The 17,481-nt window shown below is 49.0% G+C and carries 15 protein-coding genes and 1 riboswitch; of the genes, 10 read left to right on the top strand and 5 right to left on the bottom strand.

What is annotated here, in order from left to right:
• Positions 1-317 precede the first annotated feature (317 nt).
• The 5 genes from KBS54_05205 to KBS54_05185 all read left to right on the top strand — a co-directional run bounded on the left by KBS54_05205 (position 318) and on the right by KBS54_05185 (position 6,321).
• Positions 318-905, top strand: coding sequence for a L,D-transpeptidase (locus KBS54_05205; protein MBQ0055520.1), 588 nt, complete (start codon positions 318-320; stop codon positions 903-905).
• Between the two features lie 156 nt (positions 906-1,061).
• Complete coding sequence (locus KBS54_05200) at positions 1,062-2,318, top strand: histidine--tRNA ligase (protein MBQ0055519.1); 1,257 nt, start codon at positions 1,062-1,064, stop codon at positions 2,316-2,318.
• 52 nt (positions 2,319-2,370) lie between these two features.
• Positions 2,371-4,158 (top strand): aspartate--tRNA ligase, encoded by a 1,788-nt coding sequence (gene aspS, locus KBS54_05195; protein MBQ0055518.1) that lies wholly within the window; start codon positions 2,371-2,373, stop codon positions 4,156-4,158.
• A 114-nt stretch (positions 4,159-4,272) separates the two neighbouring features.
• Positions 4,273-4,956 carry a metal-dependent hydrolase gene (locus KBS54_05190; protein ID MBQ0055517.1) on the top strand — a complete coding sequence of 228 codons (684 nt, stop codon included), beginning with the start codon at positions 4,273-4,275 and terminating at the stop codon, positions 4,954-4,956.
• A 105-nt stretch (positions 4,957-5,061) separates the two neighbouring features.
• Entirely contained in the window at positions 5,062-6,321 is a 1,260-nt protein-coding gene (locus tag KBS54_05185; GenBank protein MBQ0055516.1) for a class II fructose-bisphosphate aldolase, read from the top strand.
• An 84-nt stretch (positions 6,322-6,405) separates the two neighbouring features.
• On the opposite strand, the gene KBS54_05180 is transcribed toward KBS54_05185, so the two are convergent.
• Positions 6,406-7,515 (bottom strand): DUF1624 domain-containing protein, encoded by a 1,110-nt coding sequence (locus KBS54_05180; protein ID MBQ0055515.1) that lies wholly within the window; start codon positions 7,513-7,515, stop codon positions 6,406-6,408.
• Between the two features lie 18 nt (positions 7,516-7,533).
• Positions 7,534-8,229, bottom strand: coding sequence for an aspartate/glutamate racemase family protein (locus KBS54_05175; protein ID MBQ0055514.1), 696 nt, complete (start codon positions 8,227-8,229; stop codon positions 7,534-7,536).
• Between the two features lie 96 nt (positions 8,230-8,325).
• On the opposite strand from KBS54_05175, the gene KBS54_05170 reads away from it, so the two are divergent.
• From KBS54_05170 to KBS54_05150, 5 genes are all read left to right on the top strand, one after another.
• The gene (locus KBS54_05170) at positions 8,326-9,174 is read left to right on the top strand and encodes an aminotransferase class IV family protein (protein ID MBQ0055513.1); all 849 of its coding nucleotides are present in this window, start codon (positions 8,326-8,328) and stop codon (positions 9,172-9,174) included.
• A gap of 129 nt (positions 9,175-9,303) precedes the next feature.
• A riboswitch (glycine riboswitch) is annotated at positions 9,304-9,395 on the top strand.
• 77 nt (positions 9,396-9,472) lie between these two features.
• Positions 9,473-10,846: a sodium:alanine symporter family protein gene (locus KBS54_05165; GenBank protein ID MBQ0055512.1), complete on the top strand. Its 1,374-nt coding sequence runs from the start codon at positions 9,473-9,475 to the stop codon at positions 10,844-10,846.
• 114 nt (positions 10,847-10,960) lie between these two features.
• The gene (gene rmuC, locus KBS54_05160; protein MBQ0055511.1) at positions 10,961-12,067 is read left to right on the top strand and encodes a DNA recombination protein RmuC; all 1,107 of its coding nucleotides are present in this window, start codon (positions 10,961-10,963) and stop codon (positions 12,065-12,067) included.
• A 17-nt stretch (positions 12,068-12,084) separates the two neighbouring features.
• Complete coding sequence (locus KBS54_05155; GenBank protein ID MBQ0055510.1) at positions 12,085-13,527, top strand: monomeric [FeFe] hydrogenase; 1,443 nt, start codon at positions 12,085-12,087, stop codon at positions 13,525-13,527.
• A 12-nt stretch (positions 13,528-13,539) separates the two neighbouring features.
• Positions 13,540-14,055 carry a cob(I)yrinic acid a,c-diamide adenosyltransferase gene (locus tag KBS54_05150; GenBank protein ID MBQ0055509.1) on the top strand — a complete coding sequence of 172 codons (516 nt, stop codon included), beginning with the start codon at positions 13,540-13,542 and terminating at the stop codon, positions 14,053-14,055.
• Between the two features lie 181 nt (positions 14,056-14,236).
• On the opposite strand, the gene KBS54_05145 is transcribed toward KBS54_05150, so the two are convergent.
• The 3 genes from KBS54_05145 to KBS54_05135 are packed head-to-tail and all read right to left on the bottom strand — an operon-like array spanning position 14,237 to position 16,550.
• Entirely contained in the window at positions 14,237-15,634 is a 1,398-nt protein-coding gene (locus KBS54_05145; GenBank protein ID MBQ0055508.1) for a serpin family protein, read from the bottom strand.
• A 42-nt stretch (positions 15,635-15,676) separates the two neighbouring features.
• Positions 15,677-16,150: a type II secretion system protein gene (locus KBS54_05140; protein ID MBQ0055507.1), complete on the bottom strand. Its 474-nt coding sequence runs from the start codon at positions 16,148-16,150 to the stop codon at positions 15,677-15,679.
• Complete coding sequence (locus tag KBS54_05135; GenBank protein MBQ0055506.1) at positions 16,119-16,550, bottom strand: acyl-CoA thioesterase; 432 nt, start codon at positions 16,548-16,550, stop codon at positions 16,119-16,121. The genes KBS54_05140 and KBS54_05135 overlap by 32 nt, the downstream gene beginning before the upstream one ends.
• Positions 16,551-17,481 lie beyond the last annotated feature (931 nt).

The following is a 17,481-nucleotide window of genomic DNA, read 5'->3' as shown; positions in this document are numbered from 1 at the left end:
TTAAACCCGTCAAAGGCGCACTTGGTTAGCTGTAAGCTATAAGCTTTAAGCGTTAAGTTTTAGAACCTTTAAGGCTTTTGACTTTAGCTTTTAGCTTGTTCTTCATTCTTAATTTTTCATTGTTCATTCTTAATTGCTTTTCTCTGTCTCACATACCCCGTATGGATATTGATAAACAAACTGCGGGGAGTTTTCTTCAGTACAGTTTTATTTAACGGCGAAGAAATAATTTTGTTTTGGCAAATTTCATGTCATATTTTCTGCAATTCGTTATATAATTCATGTCAGAAATTTTGCGTTTAAGAGATGAGTTCAACATGAGGAAGATTTTTGCTGTTGTGCTTCTTGCCGCTGCCTGTATAAGTTTATTTGCGGCGCAGGCGTCCGCCGCGCGGCAGACCAACTGGCAGCCGAAGGCAAACGAGTACTGGATACGCGTCAATAAAGGGCGGATGACGCTGACGCTTTACAAGGGAACCGATACGGTGGTTTCTTATCCGATAGCGTGCGGAAGGGGCGCCGGCTTTAAGAAGACAAGCCGTTTTGATTTTATTACTCCCACCGGCACCTACAAGATTTGGCGCGTTGTTCAGGACGCCTCCAAAATCCTTTATGACCCGAAATGGTTTAATGAAGAGGGAGAACCCTATCCCGCATACGGCGCGAAGCTGATTTCTTTTTACAACAACTGGCAGATAGCCATTCACGGCACAGGCTCGCCGCGCTCCATAGGCAGAAGGATTACGCACGGCTGCGTGCGCCTGCGCAATCAGGATATTACCGCGCTGTCAAAGTACGTGACACCGCCCATGCATCTTGAAATTATCGACGGGGTGGACGACGCCCGCGCATATAATGGCAGTAAGGTCTGCGAAGAGAGATTTTTATACAAGGAAACCATATAAAAAGACCGCGGTTTGCGGCTGTGACAGAGTTTCTGCGTAAAAATTAAAAAAATCAAGAAAAAAATCGCCCGGCAGGCGGTTTTTTCTTGCCTGACGGAGGAAAATAAAGTATTATATTCATTTGTAAATTGCTTGAAGCTGGCGGAGGGCGACATCATGGAAGCAGTCAGGGCGCCGCGGGGAACACAGGACGTTCTCGGTGAAGCGGCATGGAAATGGGAATACGTGGCAAAGGTTTCTGCGGAGGTGGCGCAGGATTTCGGCTACGGCAAGGTGCAGTTGCCGATTTTTGAGCATACGGAGCTGTTCAGCCGCGGCGTAGGCGAGACTACCGATGTTGTGGAAAAGGAAATGTACACGTTCATTGACAGAGGCGGAAGAAGCGTTACTCTGCGCCCTGAAATGACGGCTTCAATGATGCGTTCCTATCTTGAACACAATATGAAAAACGGGCCTCAGCCCGTGAAAATGTGGGGACTTGGTCCCATGTTCCGCTATGAGCGTCCGCAGAAGGGGCGCTATCGTCAGTTTGTACAGATGGACGTTGAGGCTATCGGCTCTCAGGATCCTGCACTGGATATAGAGATAATAGACTATGCGATGGAGCTTTTCCGCCGACTTGGCTTAAAAAATCTTCAGGTTGTCCTTAATTCGGTCGGCTGCCCGAAATGCCGGCCGATATACAGGAAAGCTTTGCAGGATTATCTCCGTCCGCATCTCGGCGAGCTTTGCGAGTCATGCCAAAGCCGCTTTGACAGAAATCCGCTGAGAATTCTTGACTGCAAAAATCCTGCGGACAAGGAGATTACGGAGAATGCGCCGTCAATTCTTGACTGCCTCTGCGACGAATGCAGGGCGCATTTTGACGCGGTGCGCGAAGGGCTTGAAAAAATAGGCGCGGTTACCGTGCTTGACAAGCGTCTTGTACGCGGTCTTGACTATTACACGAAGACGGCTTTTGAAATCCAGTCGGGCGATCTCGGCGCACAGAATGCAGTGTGCGGCGGCGGACGTTACGATAATCTGGCGGAGTCCATAGGAGGGCCTCATGTGCCCGGAATTGGCTTCGCGGCGGGTATTGACCGCGTTATTCTGACAATGGAGGCACAGGGCTGCAGTTTCGGAGAGGCACCGTCAACTCAGGCTTACGTTGTTTACGCGGACAAAGAATGCCGCATGGAGGCTGTTAAACTTGTGCATGAGCTTCGCGCTGCGGGAGTTTCGGCAGATATGGACTATAACTGCCGCAGTATGAAAGCACAGATGAAAACGGCAGCTTCAGTTGCGGAATTTGCCTGCATACTTGGCGGAAATGAAATTGAAAAGGGTGTTGTGACGCTTAAAAACCTTAAAGACGCGTCGCAGCGGGAAGTAAACCGCGCTCAGATAGTCAGTGAACTGAGCAGTAAATAAAGTAGAAGGCTAAATATATATGCAGACCTTAACGGTCGCGGGAGGAATGTACATGGAACGCTATTTTAATGCCGAATGGCAGAGAACAATGAAATGCGGTCAGCCCAGGGAAGCTGATACCGGCAAGGAAGTCGTACTCAACGGCTGGCTTCGCGCACGCCGTGACCTTGGCGGAATTATTTTTATCGAGCTTTGGGACAAGTCAGGCGTTACACAGCTTGTTTTTAACCCTGAACTGAACGCCGAAGCTCATTCAAGAGCCGGCGCGCTCCGCAGCGAATACTGCCTTGCAGTCAGGGGCAAGCTCCGTATTCGTCCGGAAGGAACTGAAAATCCTGACCTTGCAACGGGCAACGTTGAAGTTGTAGTGTCAGATTTCCTCGTTCTGTCGCCTTCAAAGCTTCCGCCGTTTGAAATGGACAGCGTGGACGAGGTCAACGAAGATCTCCGTATGAAATACCGTTATCTTGACCTCCGCCGCGAGCGTATGCAGGATAACCTTAAAAAACGCAACGACATTACGCTTTTCACGAGAAATTATTTCGCGAAGAACGAATTTCTTGACATAGAGACGCCGATGCTTACGCGTTCAACGCCTGAAGGCGCGCGTGACTTCCTTGTTCCAAGCCGTCTCAATCCGTGCAAATTCTACGCTCTTCCGCAGTCGCCCCAGCTTTTCAAACAGCTGCTTATGGTCGGCGGCTGCGAGCGTTACATGCAGATTGTAAAGTGCTTCCGCGATGAAGACCTCCGTGCTGACAGACAGCCTGAATTTACGCAGATAGACCTTGAAATGAGCTACACGACAGAAGAGGATATCTACAAACTTATAGAAGGCTATCTCTCAGGCGTTTTCAAGGAAGTCCTCGGTATTGACGTTCAGACGCCGTTCCTCCGCATGACATGGAAGGATGCTATGGACGCTTACGGAAGCGATAAGCCTGACCTTCGCATAAATATGAAGATGGTCGACCTCGCCGAAGTGTTCGCAGGCGGAGAAAATCCGTTTGCCGGACTTCTCGCGAACGGCGGAACCATTAAGGGACTCCGTCTTGAAGGCGGTGCAGCCCTCTCGCGCAAAGACCTTACCGTGCTTGAAGACAGAGCGAAAAAGCTCGGCGCCGCAGGCATGGCAAACTTCCAGGTAAAAGACGGGGAACTCAAAGGACCTCTCGTCAAATTCCTTAACGAAACGCAGATTGCAAAGCTTTACGAGCTTTCCGAAATCAAGGAGGGCGACGCTCTCTTCATTATGGCTGACGCTGACTGGCAGAAAGCATGCACGATTCTCGGACAGATGCGTCTTGAAATCGCGCGCGAACGCGGTCTTGTCGAAGAAGGCTTCAAGTTCCTCTGGGTTACGGAATTCCCGCTGCTTGAATGGAGCGACGAAGAAAACCGCTGGATGGCAATGCACCATCCGTTTACGGCACCGTTTGACGAAGATATGCAGTATCTCTTCACGGAGCCGGGCAAAGTACGCTCACGCGCCTACGACGTTGTTCTCAACGGCACTGAAATAGGCGGAGGCTCAATAAGAATTCATGACCCTAAAATGCAGGAAGAGGTTTTTAAGGCTCTTAACTTCACGCCTGAAGCGGCACGCGAACGCTTTGATTTCTTCCTTGAAGGTCTCAGCTACGGCACACCTCCTCACGGCGGACTTGCCTTTGGTCTTGACAGGCTTGTCATGATTATGTGCGGCTGCAAATCAATACGCGACGTTATGGCATTCCCGAAGAACCAGAAAGCGCAGTGCCCGCTCGCATTTGCGCCGAGCGCGGTCGACGACGCCCAGCTTCAGGAGCTCTCAATCAGAACGGACGAGCTGCTTGGCTGATAAATTCACGGTTATTGCTTAATAATTCAAGGAAATCTGCCTGTGCAGATTTCCTTTTAGTTTCTGAACAGAATTACAGCAAAATAAATTGTACAACGGACAGGAGTGAATGAAATGAAACTGAAATATCTCGGACACAGCGCGTTTTATATTGAAGCGGAAGGGCTGAAAGCTCTTACAGACCCGTTCCTTGACGGCAATCCGCTTGCCGCTGCCAAAGCTTCCGATTTTACAGACGTGAACTATATTTTTGTAACCCACGGACACGGTGACCATGTCGGAAACGCCGTTGAAATCGCGAAACGCTGCGGCGCGGCAATAATATGCCCGACGGAGCTTGCGCCGTTTCTTGCCGCTCAGGGCGTAAAAACAGAGGGAATGCAGATCGGCGCTTCGTTTGATTTCCCGTTCGGAAAGGTCAAGCTTACTCCGGCGCTTCACGGCTCAACCTTTGTTTTAGGCGGAAAAGCTGAATATGCAGGGCTTGCCTGCGGTTTTCTCATCTGCGCCGGCGGAAAGAAGATATATCATGCCGGCGATACTGCCCTGACAATGGATATGCTGCTGCTTGCTGAAGAAAATGTTGACGCAGCTCTGCTTCCGATAGGAGGCTACTACACGATGGACGCGGAAGACGCTGCCCGTGCCGCAAAATTTGTTGACGCAGGGATTGCAATTCCCATGCACTACGATACTTTCCCCGTTATCAGAAGGAACCCTGAGGATTTTGTCCGTCTGTGCGGTGAAAACGACGTCTGTGCCAAAGCGCTTGCGTTCGGCGAGGAGATTGTGCTGTAAGCAGGTGTGCCGCTGATATCTTTTATCTTGCGAAAAAGTCAAAACAAGCTACAATATTACATGCAGCGAATTACCGTTTAAACAAATTATCCGGAGGGATGCCAAATGGATGTCAACAGCAAGGCTTATCAGGAACTTTTGAAAAAACGCCCGCTTAACGTACAGGCGAATTTCGGGACAGAGGCTATGGGACTTGTCAGCGGCCGCGATATTCTCGCAGCCAACCAGAAGGCAAATTCAATAGTTCTTGCCGCGAACGCGCGTCATCCGCTTGTTATCAAGGCGGTGCTTCAGGCGGCTAAAAACAAAAACGCGGCAGTTCTTATCGAGCTTGCAAAATCAGAATCAACCTATTGCGGCGCAACCTACGAAAACGTTCCGCAGTACGCTCTGAAATATTCAACGGAAATCGGTCACGGAGCAGTTTTCGGGCTTCACGTTGACCATTACGCAATCAAAGGCTGGGAAGACGTTCTCAAAGGCGTCCGTCATCTCGGACAGATTACCGCGGGCGGCTTTACCTCAGTCGCAATCGACGCTTCGCACCTTCAGGACTTTGAAAACTTCCAGGCAACGCGTTCAATCTGCGGCTGGCTTCCGCCTGAACTCGGACTTGAAGTTGAAGTCGGCGAAATTAAAGGCCCCGGAGAACTTTCAACGGTTGAAGAAGCCACCTACTATATCGGCGGTCTGAACGCCTGGGGAATTTTCCCTGACTATCTTGCGATTTCAAACGGCAGCAAACACGGGCTTTACGATACAACAGCCGGACAGGAAGAGGGTATTGACCTCGGCCGCACGAAAGAAATTGCAGACGCGATAGCACCGTACGGCGTTACAATCGCGCAGCACGGAATTTCAGGCACACCGCTTAACAAATGTGCGAAATTCAAGGATTACGGTATCCGCAAAGGCAACGTCGCAACGCTCTTCCAAAACTGCTATTTCGGTGTTGAAATGGATCAGGAAACGGGCAACGCAATAGTTGACAGCGGAAGCTACGTAAAGGATCCGAACCGCGGTATGTCACAGAAGCTTTGGGACGAACTCGTCGCAGCGGCGGACGAAAAGGTCATGAGCAGAAAATCAAACGACTACCGCAAGCTCAACCTTCTTATGTGCGACAAAATTCTTGCCGAACCGAAAGAAATTCTTGACCGTATCAACGATGAAATGGTCTACTGGGCAGAGCGCTTTATTGACGCATTCGGAGCTGAAGGCAGCGCCGAAGCGGTTGCTGAAATCATGGCAAACCGTCCTGACCAGAATGCAGCTCCCGACCGCAAAATTCTCGGCAGCCGCGCAGACTTTACGGCAGACAATGCTCCCAACAAAGACAAGGGCGAAGAAAACAAAGACGAGTAATTGAAGCTATAAGCTATAAGCTGGAAGCAATAAACGGTAAGTAAAACACAGCGGTTTGGAGAAATCCAAGCCGCTGTGTTTGTATCATCGTTTTTTGTCGAAAAGTTTTTTGTACGGTTCAGCCAGCAGGCATGAAAGCAGAATTATTAAAACCGCCAGTAAAGACAAAAGGAAAACGTTGTCTGTTTTTCCTAAAAACGCCGGAACAATCAACGCAAGCAGCCAGCCGATTATCAGCCACTGCAAAATATATATCTCGTTGAGATTTTTTCCCATAAATTCACACAGAGACAAAAGCTTTTCGGGCAGAATGACCGCAAGTGACTGGCTTATGCCCAGTATGAAAAATATGCCTGCAAACGAAAACAGGGCACACAGCAGATTCATGTGGTAATAAGACAGTTCGTCGCCGCGGAAGAAGCCGGTATTGTGCGTCCATGTGTAAGAAATCCACGAGAAAAATATTATTGCCGAAACAGGCAGAGTATATCTGAAGAATTTTGCGCTGTCACCGCCTTTTTTCAGCCAGCTGCCAAACAATCTGCCTCCGGCGGCAAAAATCAGCCAGCTGAAAAGAGGGAAGGCAGCGAGAAAATTTTCATGATCCGTGCCCGTAAAATGACCTGCAATTACACTCAGCGCGTAACTGTCAAAATGAAGAGTTTGCAGCAGAGAGGCAATAATTGAAAACAGAACGGAAACAATAAAAACAGCCTTGTCCGAAAATTTCAGAATGTTAAAAATACTCATCACAAAAAAAGCAAGTCCGGCAAAATGAAGAATATCAAGGTTGAACAGGTAAAAGAGCAGCCTGCCCGGAGTCTTTAGGGTTATCGGACAAAAGATAGTGTAAGGTACAGCATCTCTGAAGATGTTTAACAGCCATGCTTTTTTTGTCAGGTTAACACCGCGCGCAAAAAAGTCAAGAGGTGTGTTTTTTCGGCTGAAAGTCATTCCGATACCCATACAGAACATACAAAGAGGCGCGGTAAAAACTCCGCCGGTAATATTAAAAATAAATTTATAGAACCAAGGGTGTGCTTTTTCAACAACAGCGGCATTGTCGAAGATCATTTGTCCGTATTCTTCAAATACGTGTACATGAATCATAAAGATAATTGCCAGCGCTTTGGCAACGTCTATAAAAGGAAGCCGTATTTTTTCGTTACAATTATTGGGTGTGTCTTTAATCATCTTAATCACGCCAATCTGTCAGTTCTCGGTAATGGCCTTAATACATGCGTCAGCAAGCGCGTCAAGACTTGAAACGTTCATTTCCGCCGGCAGATCCGAAGCGTCGTAGGCAAGCGGAAGCTCCGTGCAAGCCGTAACGACAGGCAGCTTTTCAATTTTCCACAACTCCTGCACGGCTTCCGCCATTTTTTCACCGGCTGTTTTCATATCGCCTGCCTTGACGAAATGGACGATATTCTGAATTTTCTGTTTTATATCCTCGGGCGGAACAAGCAGACGGAAATTCTGTCTTTCAGCCTCGTCCTGATACAGCCCGCAGCGTATTGTGCCGAGAGTGGCAACCATCCATGCCCCCTGCGGCGCAGCCTGCTTTGCGGATTTCACGGTTGCTTCGACAATGTGTATCAGCGGCGCTTTCAGTTCGTTCCTGAAATTGTTTATAAGACAGTGCGCCGTGTTGCAGGTGACTGCGAGCAGCTCCGCGCCCCAGCCGACTAACTTGTCAAGGTCTGCCTGTATAAGAGCCTGCGGATTTTCTCCTTTGCCTGTCAGATAGTCGTTTCTGTCCGGTATCGGTGCGTCGGAAAGAAGATAGACGACAGGGTGATCCTGATCGCATTTTGCCGGAAAACGCCGTGCCAAAATTCTCATAAATTCAGCGCTTGCGGCAGGTCCCATGCCTCCCAATACTCCGAGTATCTTTTTTCTGCCCATGACGACCCCTCTTTTCATATTGTCCGGACAATATTATATTGCATTTTTTCCCTTTCGGTGCTAACTTTATTTAAGTTTGAAAGAGGGGGCTTTGCCATGAGCGAACTTTGCTATTTTGAAGGTAAATTTATGCCTGTTGAAGAATGCCGCATACCTGTTACGGATATGCTTATTCAGCGCGGCGTCGGCGCATTTGAATCCGTAAGAATATACGGGGGACGCCCGTTCGGGCTTACGCCGCACCTTGAGCGTTTTGCGAACAGCGTTAAAACAGCCGGAATAGACGCGTCGGAGTTTGACGTTAAGAAAATAGAAGCCATAATCCGTGAAGGTCTTGCAAGAGACGACTGCCCGAAGGAAGGCATGGTAAAGCCGTACATGACGGGCGGAGACGTAAACAGCCCCAAGGGACATTTCCCGAAGCCGAGATTTTTTGTAATATTTGCCCCTGTGGCGTCTGCCAAAACGCAGGATGAAATTGACAACGGCATAGCGCTTCTGCCGAACAGAATGTACCGCCCCACCCCGCTCGTGAAAAGCATAAACTATCTTTTCGGGCTTATTCCTCTGAATACGGGAGACGGCAGCTTCTTTGAATCGGTCTATCTGACGCCGGAGGGAGAATTTACCGAAGGCATGACAAGCAATTTTTACCTCGTAAAGGGAAACAAAATCATAACGGCGCCGGTCGGCAAAGTTCTCAAAGGCGTTACCCGCGGCATAGTTCTCACGCTCGCGCGCGAAAACGGATTTGAAGTAGAAGAACGCTGCCCGCGTGAAAGCGAGCTTGCGGAAGCCGACGAAGCCTTTATTACAGGTTCGATAAAAGAAATTGTTTCAGTCGTGCGCGTAGGCGATACGATAATTGGAAACGGAAAACCGAGCCCTGCCGCGCAGAAGCTTCAGGAACTTTACACGGCAAACAGAGGCCGCTGGCTGGAATAGTTTTATTTAAACAGTTTTTGCGGCGGCGGAGAAATCTGCCGCCGTTTTTTATACACTTGCCAGCAGAAAATATATATGCTATTATCTTTGCATACCGCAGATGTCTTCAGAATCGGCAGAGACTGGAGACGGAGGAACTCTGGAGAATCCCGCAGCATTGCGGGTGCCGAAGGTGCAAGGCGCAAGCCGAATCTCTCAGGCAAAAGGACAGAGCAGCCATAAGAAAACCGACTGCAACCTTATTTTTCAGAGCTTCCGCAAAGGCGGAAGCTGATTTTTTTATTAAGGGGGCTGCATCATGCAGGCAATTCAGGAATTTTTGCTTCCAATCGTTCAGAACATCAACACGTATCTCTCGGACTACATTCTCATAGTGCTTCTTGTGGGTATGGGACTGCTTTTCAGCATTAAAACGCGTTTCGTGCAGATACGCTGCTTCGGTGAAGGAATGAAGAGCGTCTTCGGAAACATTTCCTTCTTCGGAGGCACGCAGCACGGCGGAATTACCTCTTTCCAGGCATTGGCAACAGCGGTTGCCGCACAGGTCGGAACGGGCAACATCATAGGCGCAAGCGGCGCTATTTTGGTCGGAGGCCCCGGCGCAATATTCTGGATGTGGATAATTGCCTTCTTCGGCATGGCAACAATTTACGCAGAAGCCGTGCTCGCGCAGGATACGCGTATTGTTCATGAAGACGGCAGCGTTTCGGGAGGCCCTGTCTACTACATTCATAAAGCCTACAAAGGCGCGTTCGGAAAATTTCTCGCGGTTTTCTTCGCAATCGCAATTATCCTTGCCCTCGGCTTCATGGGCTGCATGGTTCAGTCAAACTCAATCGGTGCTGTATGCTCGACTGCTCTCGGGCTTCCGAGCTGGCTGATCGGCGCTGTCATCACCCTTATTTCCGCATTTATCTTCCTCGGCGGAGTGCAAAGAATAGCCGCGGTTACGGAAAAGCTTGTCCCGTTTATGGCGGTGCTTTACATTTTCGGCGGACTGCTGCTGATATTAAGCCGTTTCCAGTACATTCCCGAAGTTTTCGGACTTATTTTTAAATATGCCTTCCATCCGGATGCAATCATAGGCGGAAGCGTTGGCATTGCGCTTAAAACGGCAATTTCACAGGGCGCGAAACGCGGACTTTTCTCAAACGAAGCAGGTATGGGCTCAACGCCGCACGCACACGCAATGGCTAAAGTCAACGCACCGCACGACCAGGGAGTTGTGGCTATGATAGGCGTATTTATCGACACCTTCGTAGTTCTTAACATGACCGCCTTTGTCGTCATCTCAACGCTCTACGCAGGCAATGGCCCATTGGCGGCAGGCGCCGCCGAAGGCATTAACAAGACAAACATGGCGCAGCTTGCGTTCAGCACGATGCTCGGCAGCGGCTTCGGAAGCTTCTTCGTCGCGCTCTGTCTTCTTTTCTTTGCGTTCTCAACGATACTCAGCTGGAACTTCTTCGGCAAACTCAACGTTGAATATCTTTTCGGAAAGAAAGCGGTGCCTGTATATTCAATCATTTCGCTCTGCTTCATTATGCTCGGTTCCTGCCTCTCCAACGACCTCGTATGGGAGCTTACCGACATGTTCAACAACATAATGGTCATACCCAACGCCCTTGCCCTCATAGCGCTTGCGGGTGTTGTGAAAAAGCTTGCCAAATAAGAAACGGAACGCAAATCTAAAACAAAACAAATAAAAAATCCGCCGTTTGGTGGATTTTTTTTTTATCTGGATTATAATATCAGCGAAGAAAAAAATATTGCGGAGGAAAACGTCATGCCCGTAACTGAAATTATGCAGTTTGCAATACTGCTCGCAATACTGATACTGCTTGCCTGTCTTATGTTCAGGAGGCAGGAACCGAAAGAAAACATAAAAGAAGACATTGCGCTGTTCAGACGTGAGCAGAGTGAAAATCTTGACCGCTTCCGCGAGGAGCAAAGCAAAAATATAGACAGACTGGGCAGAAACCTTGATGACAAGCTCGGCGCCCTGCAGAAAACAAACGACGAGAAGCTCTCCGAGGTCAACAGAACGGTAGGCGAACGCTTGCAGAAAAACTTTGCGGACAGCTTCAGCGCAGTTACAAAAAGGCTTGAAGATGTCAACAAAACTGTCGGCGAAATCAGCGGACTTACAGGCGATGTCAAAGATCTGCGCAAGCTCTTCGCAGGAGTTAAAACGCGCGGCGTGTGGGGAGAGACACAGCTTCGCGCGATTATCGAACAGCTGCTTACGCGTGACCAGTACGTTGAAAACGTTGCAACACGTCCGAGATCTTCCGAACCCGTGGAATTTGCGATTAAAATGCCCGGTTTTGATGATACGCCCGTACTTCTGCCTGTTGACTCAAAATGCCCCGTTGAAGCTTACAGCCGTATTATAGAAGCCGCTCAGCAAAACGATTCTGCTTCCGTTGAAAACGAGCGGAAAACGCTCCGCCAGACGGTGCTTAAGGAAGCAAACGACATTAAGAGCAAATATATTGAGATACCCTACACAACAGATTTCGGCGTACTTTTTGTGCCGATTGAAGGGTTGTTTGTTGAAATTATGAGTATAAACGGACTGTGCGACGAGCTGCTGGATAAAAAAATTATTCCTGCCGGTCCCACAACCTTTGCCGCGCTGCTTAACAGCCTGAGACTTGGTTTTCAGACACTGCAAATACAGAAAAAAGCGGGTGAAATTGAAATTCTGCTCGGCAAGGCGAAAACGGAATTTGAAAAATACGGCGAAGTCGTGGACAAAGCTGCCGGCTTTATAGACAAGGCCTCATCTGCTTTGGAAACACTTTCTGTCAGGAACAGAAAAATTACGTCTGCATTGAAAAATATTGAAGCAGTTTCAATTATGCCGGAGGATTTTCCCGACGGCGAATAGACAGGGAGGAATTTGAAATGCGTCAGCTGGTTCCAAAAAAAGAAATATGGTCCATGCTTATCAAAGCTTTTTTCTCCGATGATTTCTGCGAAAACGTGCGTCTTATACCGTTCAGAATAAGACCGCAGAACAGTGTGGAAGTAACCCGATGCTGTGTGTACAAAGACAGGGCGGTAGCCAGAAAAAGGCTGCTTGCCGCAATGGGACTGCCGATTGAGTGGGACGATGAAACGATACCGCTTGACCGGTACGCGAGTGAGGCATACGCGTCAGAGAACGAATTTGAAAACGCTCTGACAATTTTGCAGACTGCGTGCGACGGGTGTCACGGCAACGAAGTTTTTGTTACAAACCTGTGCCACGGCTGTCCTGCCGAAGCGTGTTTTAAGAGCTGCAAATTCGGCGCGATAAGCTTTGACGCGGAAAGAAAATCTGTCATAGACCAGACAAAATGCAAAAAATGCCAGCGCTGCGTTGCAGCATGCCCGTACAACGCTATTGTCAAGCTGAGCGCGCCCTGCGAGAAAGCCTGTCCGTTAGGTGCGATACACAAGGACGAAACAGGCAGGGCTTCAATAGACCCCGATAAATGCATATCCTGCGGACGCTGTATCCCCGCCTGCCCATTCAGCGCGGTATGCCTTATAAGCCGCATGCTCGGTGTACTGAAAGCGATAAAAGACGGCAGAAAAGTTGTAGCCCTGCTTGCGCCGTCTGCCGCGGGGCAGTTTGCGGAAACGAACGTAAAGCAGCTTAAAACCGCGCTTATCAAGGCAGGATTTTACGACGCTTTTGAAGTTGCGTGGGGAGCAGACGTTACTGCAAGGCTTGAGGCAAACGAATTCCGCGAACGCATGGCGCGCGGCGACAAATTTATGACGACCTCCTGCTGCGCCGGTTACAGACAGCTTGTTGCAAAACAGCTGCCTGAAATTGCCCCCTACGTATCATCTGTTGAAACCCCGATGCACTACACTGCGGAATACGTCAAACAGCACATCAAAGACGCGGTTGTGGTTTTTCTGAGTCCGTGCGCTGCCAAAATGGCTGAGGACTATTACGATGAATTTGTCGATTTTGTCATAAACTTCTGCGAACTCGAAGCGTTGTTTGACGCGCTGGAAATTAATCCGGCGGAATGTGAGGAAACAGAATTTGAACTTTCAAGCAGCCGCGAAGGACGTAATTTTGCGAATACCGGCGGAGTGTCAGAGGCCGTTCAGAATGCCATGCCGGAAGACATACCCGTTAAAATATGCAGAATAAACGGCATGGACAAAGAAAATCTTGCGAAATTGCGGCGGTTTGCGATTACGGGAGAAGCCGACGGCTGCAGCCTTGTGGAAGTAATGTGCTGCGAAGGAGGCTGCGCAGGCGGGAACATGGTGATACGTCCGCGCGAAGAAGTCGCAAAACAAGTTGCGGGATATTCAAAAGAAGGCCGCTCTTTGGCTGATTGAGGAGGAAAATAATTGCTTCACGTGTACTGCGGAAACGGAAAAGGCAAAACGACGGCGGCAATGGGACTTATTGTCCGTGCGCTCGGCTACGGAATGAAAGTGCTGCTTGTACAGTTTCTCAAGGACGATTCCGGAAACGAAATAAAAACGCTGTCGCTGATTCCCGGTGTCAAAATACTTCACAGGAAGGGAAAAGAAAAATTTACCTACTGTATGACGGACGAAGAGAAAAAAGAGCGGCGTGCAGATTACGTCAGGCTTCTTGCGGAGGCAGAAAAGGAATGTACGGAAGACGGCTTTGACATGCTCGTGTTTGACGAAGCTCTGCGGGCGGTCAATACCGGCATGATAGACGAGGCGGAACTGCTTGCCTTCCTGCGCGAAAACTCCAAAAAATTTGAAATAGTCGTTACGGGAACACACCCGTCGGAAGCAATGTTCGAACTTGCCGACTACGTATCGGAAATTGTGAAACACAAGCACCCGTTTGACGAAGGAACTCCGGCAAGGGAAGGGATAGAATATTAAAGAATAAGCCGCAGGCTGCATGCTGCAGGCTATAAGCAAAATACTAAGGGACAGATGCAATTAAGAAACAGCGATAAAACAACGGCTTGGAGAATCAAATCTCTCAAGCCGTTGTTTTGTGTCAGTTAATAATTGTTTTTGCGAAGTGCGAAGTGCGAAGTGCGAAGTGCGCTCTTAAAGTTTACGGTTTCATATACCGTCCGGCGAAGATGTTTGCCCCCGTCGTATTGTCCCTGATTACAAACATAAACGGTCTGTCAGCCTTGAACTGCTTCGGCTCGTCGCGCACAGCCATTGATTTCATACCGACATAGGTGGCTGCTGCTGCCTCTGTTCCGGCTTCGTAAACGTCAAGGAACGTTTTGTGCAGCACAACGCCGATTGAAATGTCAAGAAGTCCGTTCATTCCGCTGAAATTGGCTTTGTCGCTGAAAGCAGATATCATGCCGAGTTTTTTCAGCGTCTCGTTAAGGTCATAATTTTCCTCAAGCCTGAATTTCGGAAGGCTGACACGGATATTTGTTCCTGCCGCCTGTGCAACGAGGCTGTCAAGCTGCTGTGCCGTAAGTTTTTTTTCAATTTCGCTGAATTTTCCGTTTTCAGGAAGAATTATGTACATGGAAAGACGTTCCGCCTTGTAAGGCAGTTCAAGCAGTTCCAGTCCGTCAGCCTTGCAATAATCAAAGAAGCCGGTCTGATTCATGAAATTTGTCTTGACCGTTCTGCCGCCTGCTGTGTGGAAATCAGCCTGCTTTGTTGCGGCGGTTTCAAATTTTGACTGCCAGTCCGATTTGAAATAGACGGCGTTTGTCAGGGCAAGCGGAGTTTTTGCCGAAATCGCGCCCCTTGAAACTATATCTTTGATCTTGCCGTTTGTCTTTTCCTCAACCCATTTGTTGATAATATTTCTTGCGTTCTCCGTCTTTGAATAATCCAGCGTCGTTATTTCCGAAAAATAGTTTGTCGCAACGCGGTTTCTGTAATCGCTGAGGATTGTTTTGTCCGCTGCCGGCCAGATCGCGTTTGCCGTGTGAAGCTGTGCGATTTCCGGCGAAACGGAATTAAGACTGCCGATAAGCGACGCCATTGAGCCGTGAAGCGCCGGTGAGAAACCGAGTGCCGTCTCCATTTCCTTTGCCGTTTCGCCGCGCGCGCCCGCATAGACCATTGCAAGAGCCGTTGAAATGCTGTACGGCGAGAAGAAAAGGTTGCTGTCGTTCTCTGCAAGTTCTGCGTAAAGCTTCATTGTAAGACCGTTGACTGCGGAGACTGCGGATGCCGAAAGCCCCTGACCTGCCGCGCCTTCGCCGAGAAGGCTGCCGATATTTCCGTTGTTCTGTGCCAGAACGTTCACTGCGCCGATAATCTTGTTAATGTCAACGCCCTTGCCGCCGAACGTAATGCCGTTGTTTGAACTGTCTGACTGCGAACCCGATTTTGCTTTCTGCATAACCGCGCGGGCTATTTCCGCAAGTTCTTTTGCGCCGAACTTGTCTGAAAATTCCTTTGTGTCCGCGGCAAAAGCCGCCGCCGAAAATACCAGCGCCGAAAGCAGTGTTAAAACGATAATTTTTTTCATAACTGTTCTCCCTTGTATATAGTTTGTTAAATTGTGTGCTGTTTATTTAACGCTGACGTAACCCTGCCCCGAAACAGAAACAGTTCTTGCCGCCGTTTTCCCGCCTTTGGCGCAACGGAACGTGAAAGAGGCGGCAGGCGTTAAGGTATGCCACTCCCCGCTGTAAATACACTCTGTCGCGCCAGAAAAGGAAAACGTGCAGCCTTCAGGTTTGAACTCCTCCCTGCGCGCGTAATAAGGTCCGCTGTCCCAAATCAGTTTGAGACTGTTTTCCCCGTTCTGCAAAGTGACAAATGCAAGAGTGAAAGAGGAAACGGAAGCGTCCGCGAACGCTGTTCTCTCCGTCAGCCATGAATACATCTCCTCTGCCTCGCGCCGCACAATGAAATCCGCATTCCTGTTGTCCGCCGCCGTACAGACTGCGTAAGAGGCAATCAGAAGCAGAACGGAAACGGCAATAAGCAGTTCAATCAGAGTATAAGCCCTATTCCTCGGACTGAAACTTCTTTTCCTCATCAAGCATCCAGCGGTAGAAAGCGTTGTCCTTGCGGACAAGCTTTCCCTGCGCGTCTGTAACGGCGTGCTTCGTCCAGCCCTCGGCAAGCAGACAGCCGTCGCTTTCGCGTACAGCCCTGTAACGGAACGTTACGCTGCACGGCATAACTTTCTCGGGCATACACCAGAGCTGTACAAGATCGTCATACACCGCAGGGTGCCGGTATCTGCATCCGCACTCTGCTACGGGAAGGAAAAAACCCTCCTTCTCCCATACGGCAGGCGGCATTCCGCAGTTTCGGCACAGCTCCGTGCGGCATACCTCAAACCAGGTAAGATAATTTGCGTTGTTGGCAACGCCCATCTGGTCTGTCTCTGCATAGCGCACGCGGATTGTTGTAACGAGCCTGAAATTGTGCATGAAGCTGATAATCTCCTGCGATGTTAAATTTTGCAGTTTAATTATAGCGCATGCGGAATAAATTTACACGGTTTATTCTTTCGCTGCCGTATTTTTCTGTAATATGCGGCTTCGTTTTGTATTTACAAACAAAACGGCGCGGGAAAACCAAGAAGCAATTACGATAAAATACAATTACCCAAAGAACCAATTACAAAGAGAAGCAATTACGATAAAATACAATTACAAAAAGAGACAATTACGATAAAAAACCAATTACCCAAGAAACAATTCTATCTAATCTTGTCTTTCTGCGGAAAGCCGTCAGGCTTTAGCGCAGAATACAGCCTGTGCCCGGTATGGGTACGGCTCTATTTCAGTATTTGCAACAAAAACGGCTTGGAAATTCCCAAGCCGTTTTTAATTTCCCCAAAATTGCTTTTGGGTACAACAAACATAGCTAAAAGCTACAAGCTAAAAGCTGCAAGCAAAAAGCTAAGTGCTAAGTGCGCAGTTAAAGGTTCTAAATGCTTCCAGCTTACCGCTTAAAGCTGTACTTAAACAAACAACGAACTAAGAACGACGAACGAAGAACAAATTAAAACCTTAACGCCCGTTTCACTTGCGTAACGACGCTGGATGCTGCACTTCCGCTGCGCTCCATGCAGCAAGACAAAGATTTTTTGTTCTGCGTTCATAAAACTCCGGATTACTTCCTACTGGGCTGGGCGCAGATACTGCTTGCGCCGTCCGTTCGTTTTCTGTCCGAAGCCGCAGGGCTCTTGCTTTCCCTGCCTCCTTCCCGAAAGCATAGGCCTCGTGTCTCAGCCCTGCAACCCGACCGCTTCGCGTGCCGTTACCGAAGTGTTGCAGAGCTTTAGCTGAAAAGCAACGGGCTTACCTCCGTTTGGAGCCGCACCACGTAATGCGTAAGAGATGTACAAGGCGCAGC

Source organism: Candidatus Equadaptatus faecalis, from assembly GCA_018065065.1.
GTDB classification, from domain to species: Bacteria; Synergistota; Synergistia; order Synergistales; family Synergistaceae; genus Equadaptatus; species Equadaptatus faecalis.
This window is presented reverse-complemented; position numbering and strand designations above follow the sequence as displayed.

Coding starts and splice junctions, on each gene's coding strand:
- KBS54_05205 (MBQ0055520.1), top strand. CDS start 318: ATGAGGAAGATTTTTGCTGTTGTGCTTCTTGCCGCTGCCTGTATAAGT.
- KBS54_05200 (MBQ0055519.1), top strand. CDS start 1,062: ATGGAAGCAGTCAGGGCGCCGCGGGGAACACAGGACGTTCTCGGTGAA.
- aspS (MBQ0055518.1), top strand. CDS start 2,371: ATGGAACGCTATTTTAATGCCGAATGGCAGAGAACAATGAAATGCGGT.
- KBS54_05190 (MBQ0055517.1), top strand. CDS start 4,273: ATGAAACTGAAATATCTCGGACACAGCGCGTTTTATATTGAAGCGGAA.
- KBS54_05185 (MBQ0055516.1), top strand. CDS start 5,062: ATGGATGTCAACAGCAAGGCTTATCAGGAACTTTTGAAAAAACGCCCG.
- KBS54_05180 (MBQ0055515.1), bottom strand. CDS start 7,515: ATGATTAAAGACACACCCAATAATTGTAACGAAAAAATACGGCTTCCT.
- KBS54_05175 (MBQ0055514.1), bottom strand. CDS start 8,229: ATGGGCAGAAAAAAGATACTCGGAGTATTGGGAGGCATGGGACCTGCC.
- KBS54_05170 (MBQ0055513.1), top strand. CDS start 8,326: ATGAGCGAACTTTGCTATTTTGAAGGTAAATTTATGCCTGTTGAAGAA.
- KBS54_05165 (MBQ0055512.1), top strand. CDS start 9,473: ATGCAGGCAATTCAGGAATTTTTGCTTCCAATCGTTCAGAACATCAAC.
- rmuC (MBQ0055511.1), top strand. CDS start 10,961: ATGCCCGTAACTGAAATTATGCAGTTTGCAATACTGCTCGCAATACTG.
- KBS54_05155 (MBQ0055510.1), top strand. CDS start 12,085: ATGCGTCAGCTGGTTCCAAAAAAAGAAATATGGTCCATGCTTATCAAA.
- KBS54_05145 (MBQ0055508.1), bottom strand. CDS start 15,634: ATGAAAAAAATTATCGTTTTAACACTGCTTTCGGCGCTGGTATTTTCG.
- KBS54_05140 (MBQ0055507.1), bottom strand. CDS start 16,150: ATGAGGAAAAGAAGTTTCAGTCCGAGGAATAGGGCTTATACTCTGATT.
- KBS54_05135 (MBQ0055506.1), bottom strand. CDS start 16,550: ATGCACAATTTCAGGCTCGTTACAACAATCCGCGTGCGCTATGCAGAG.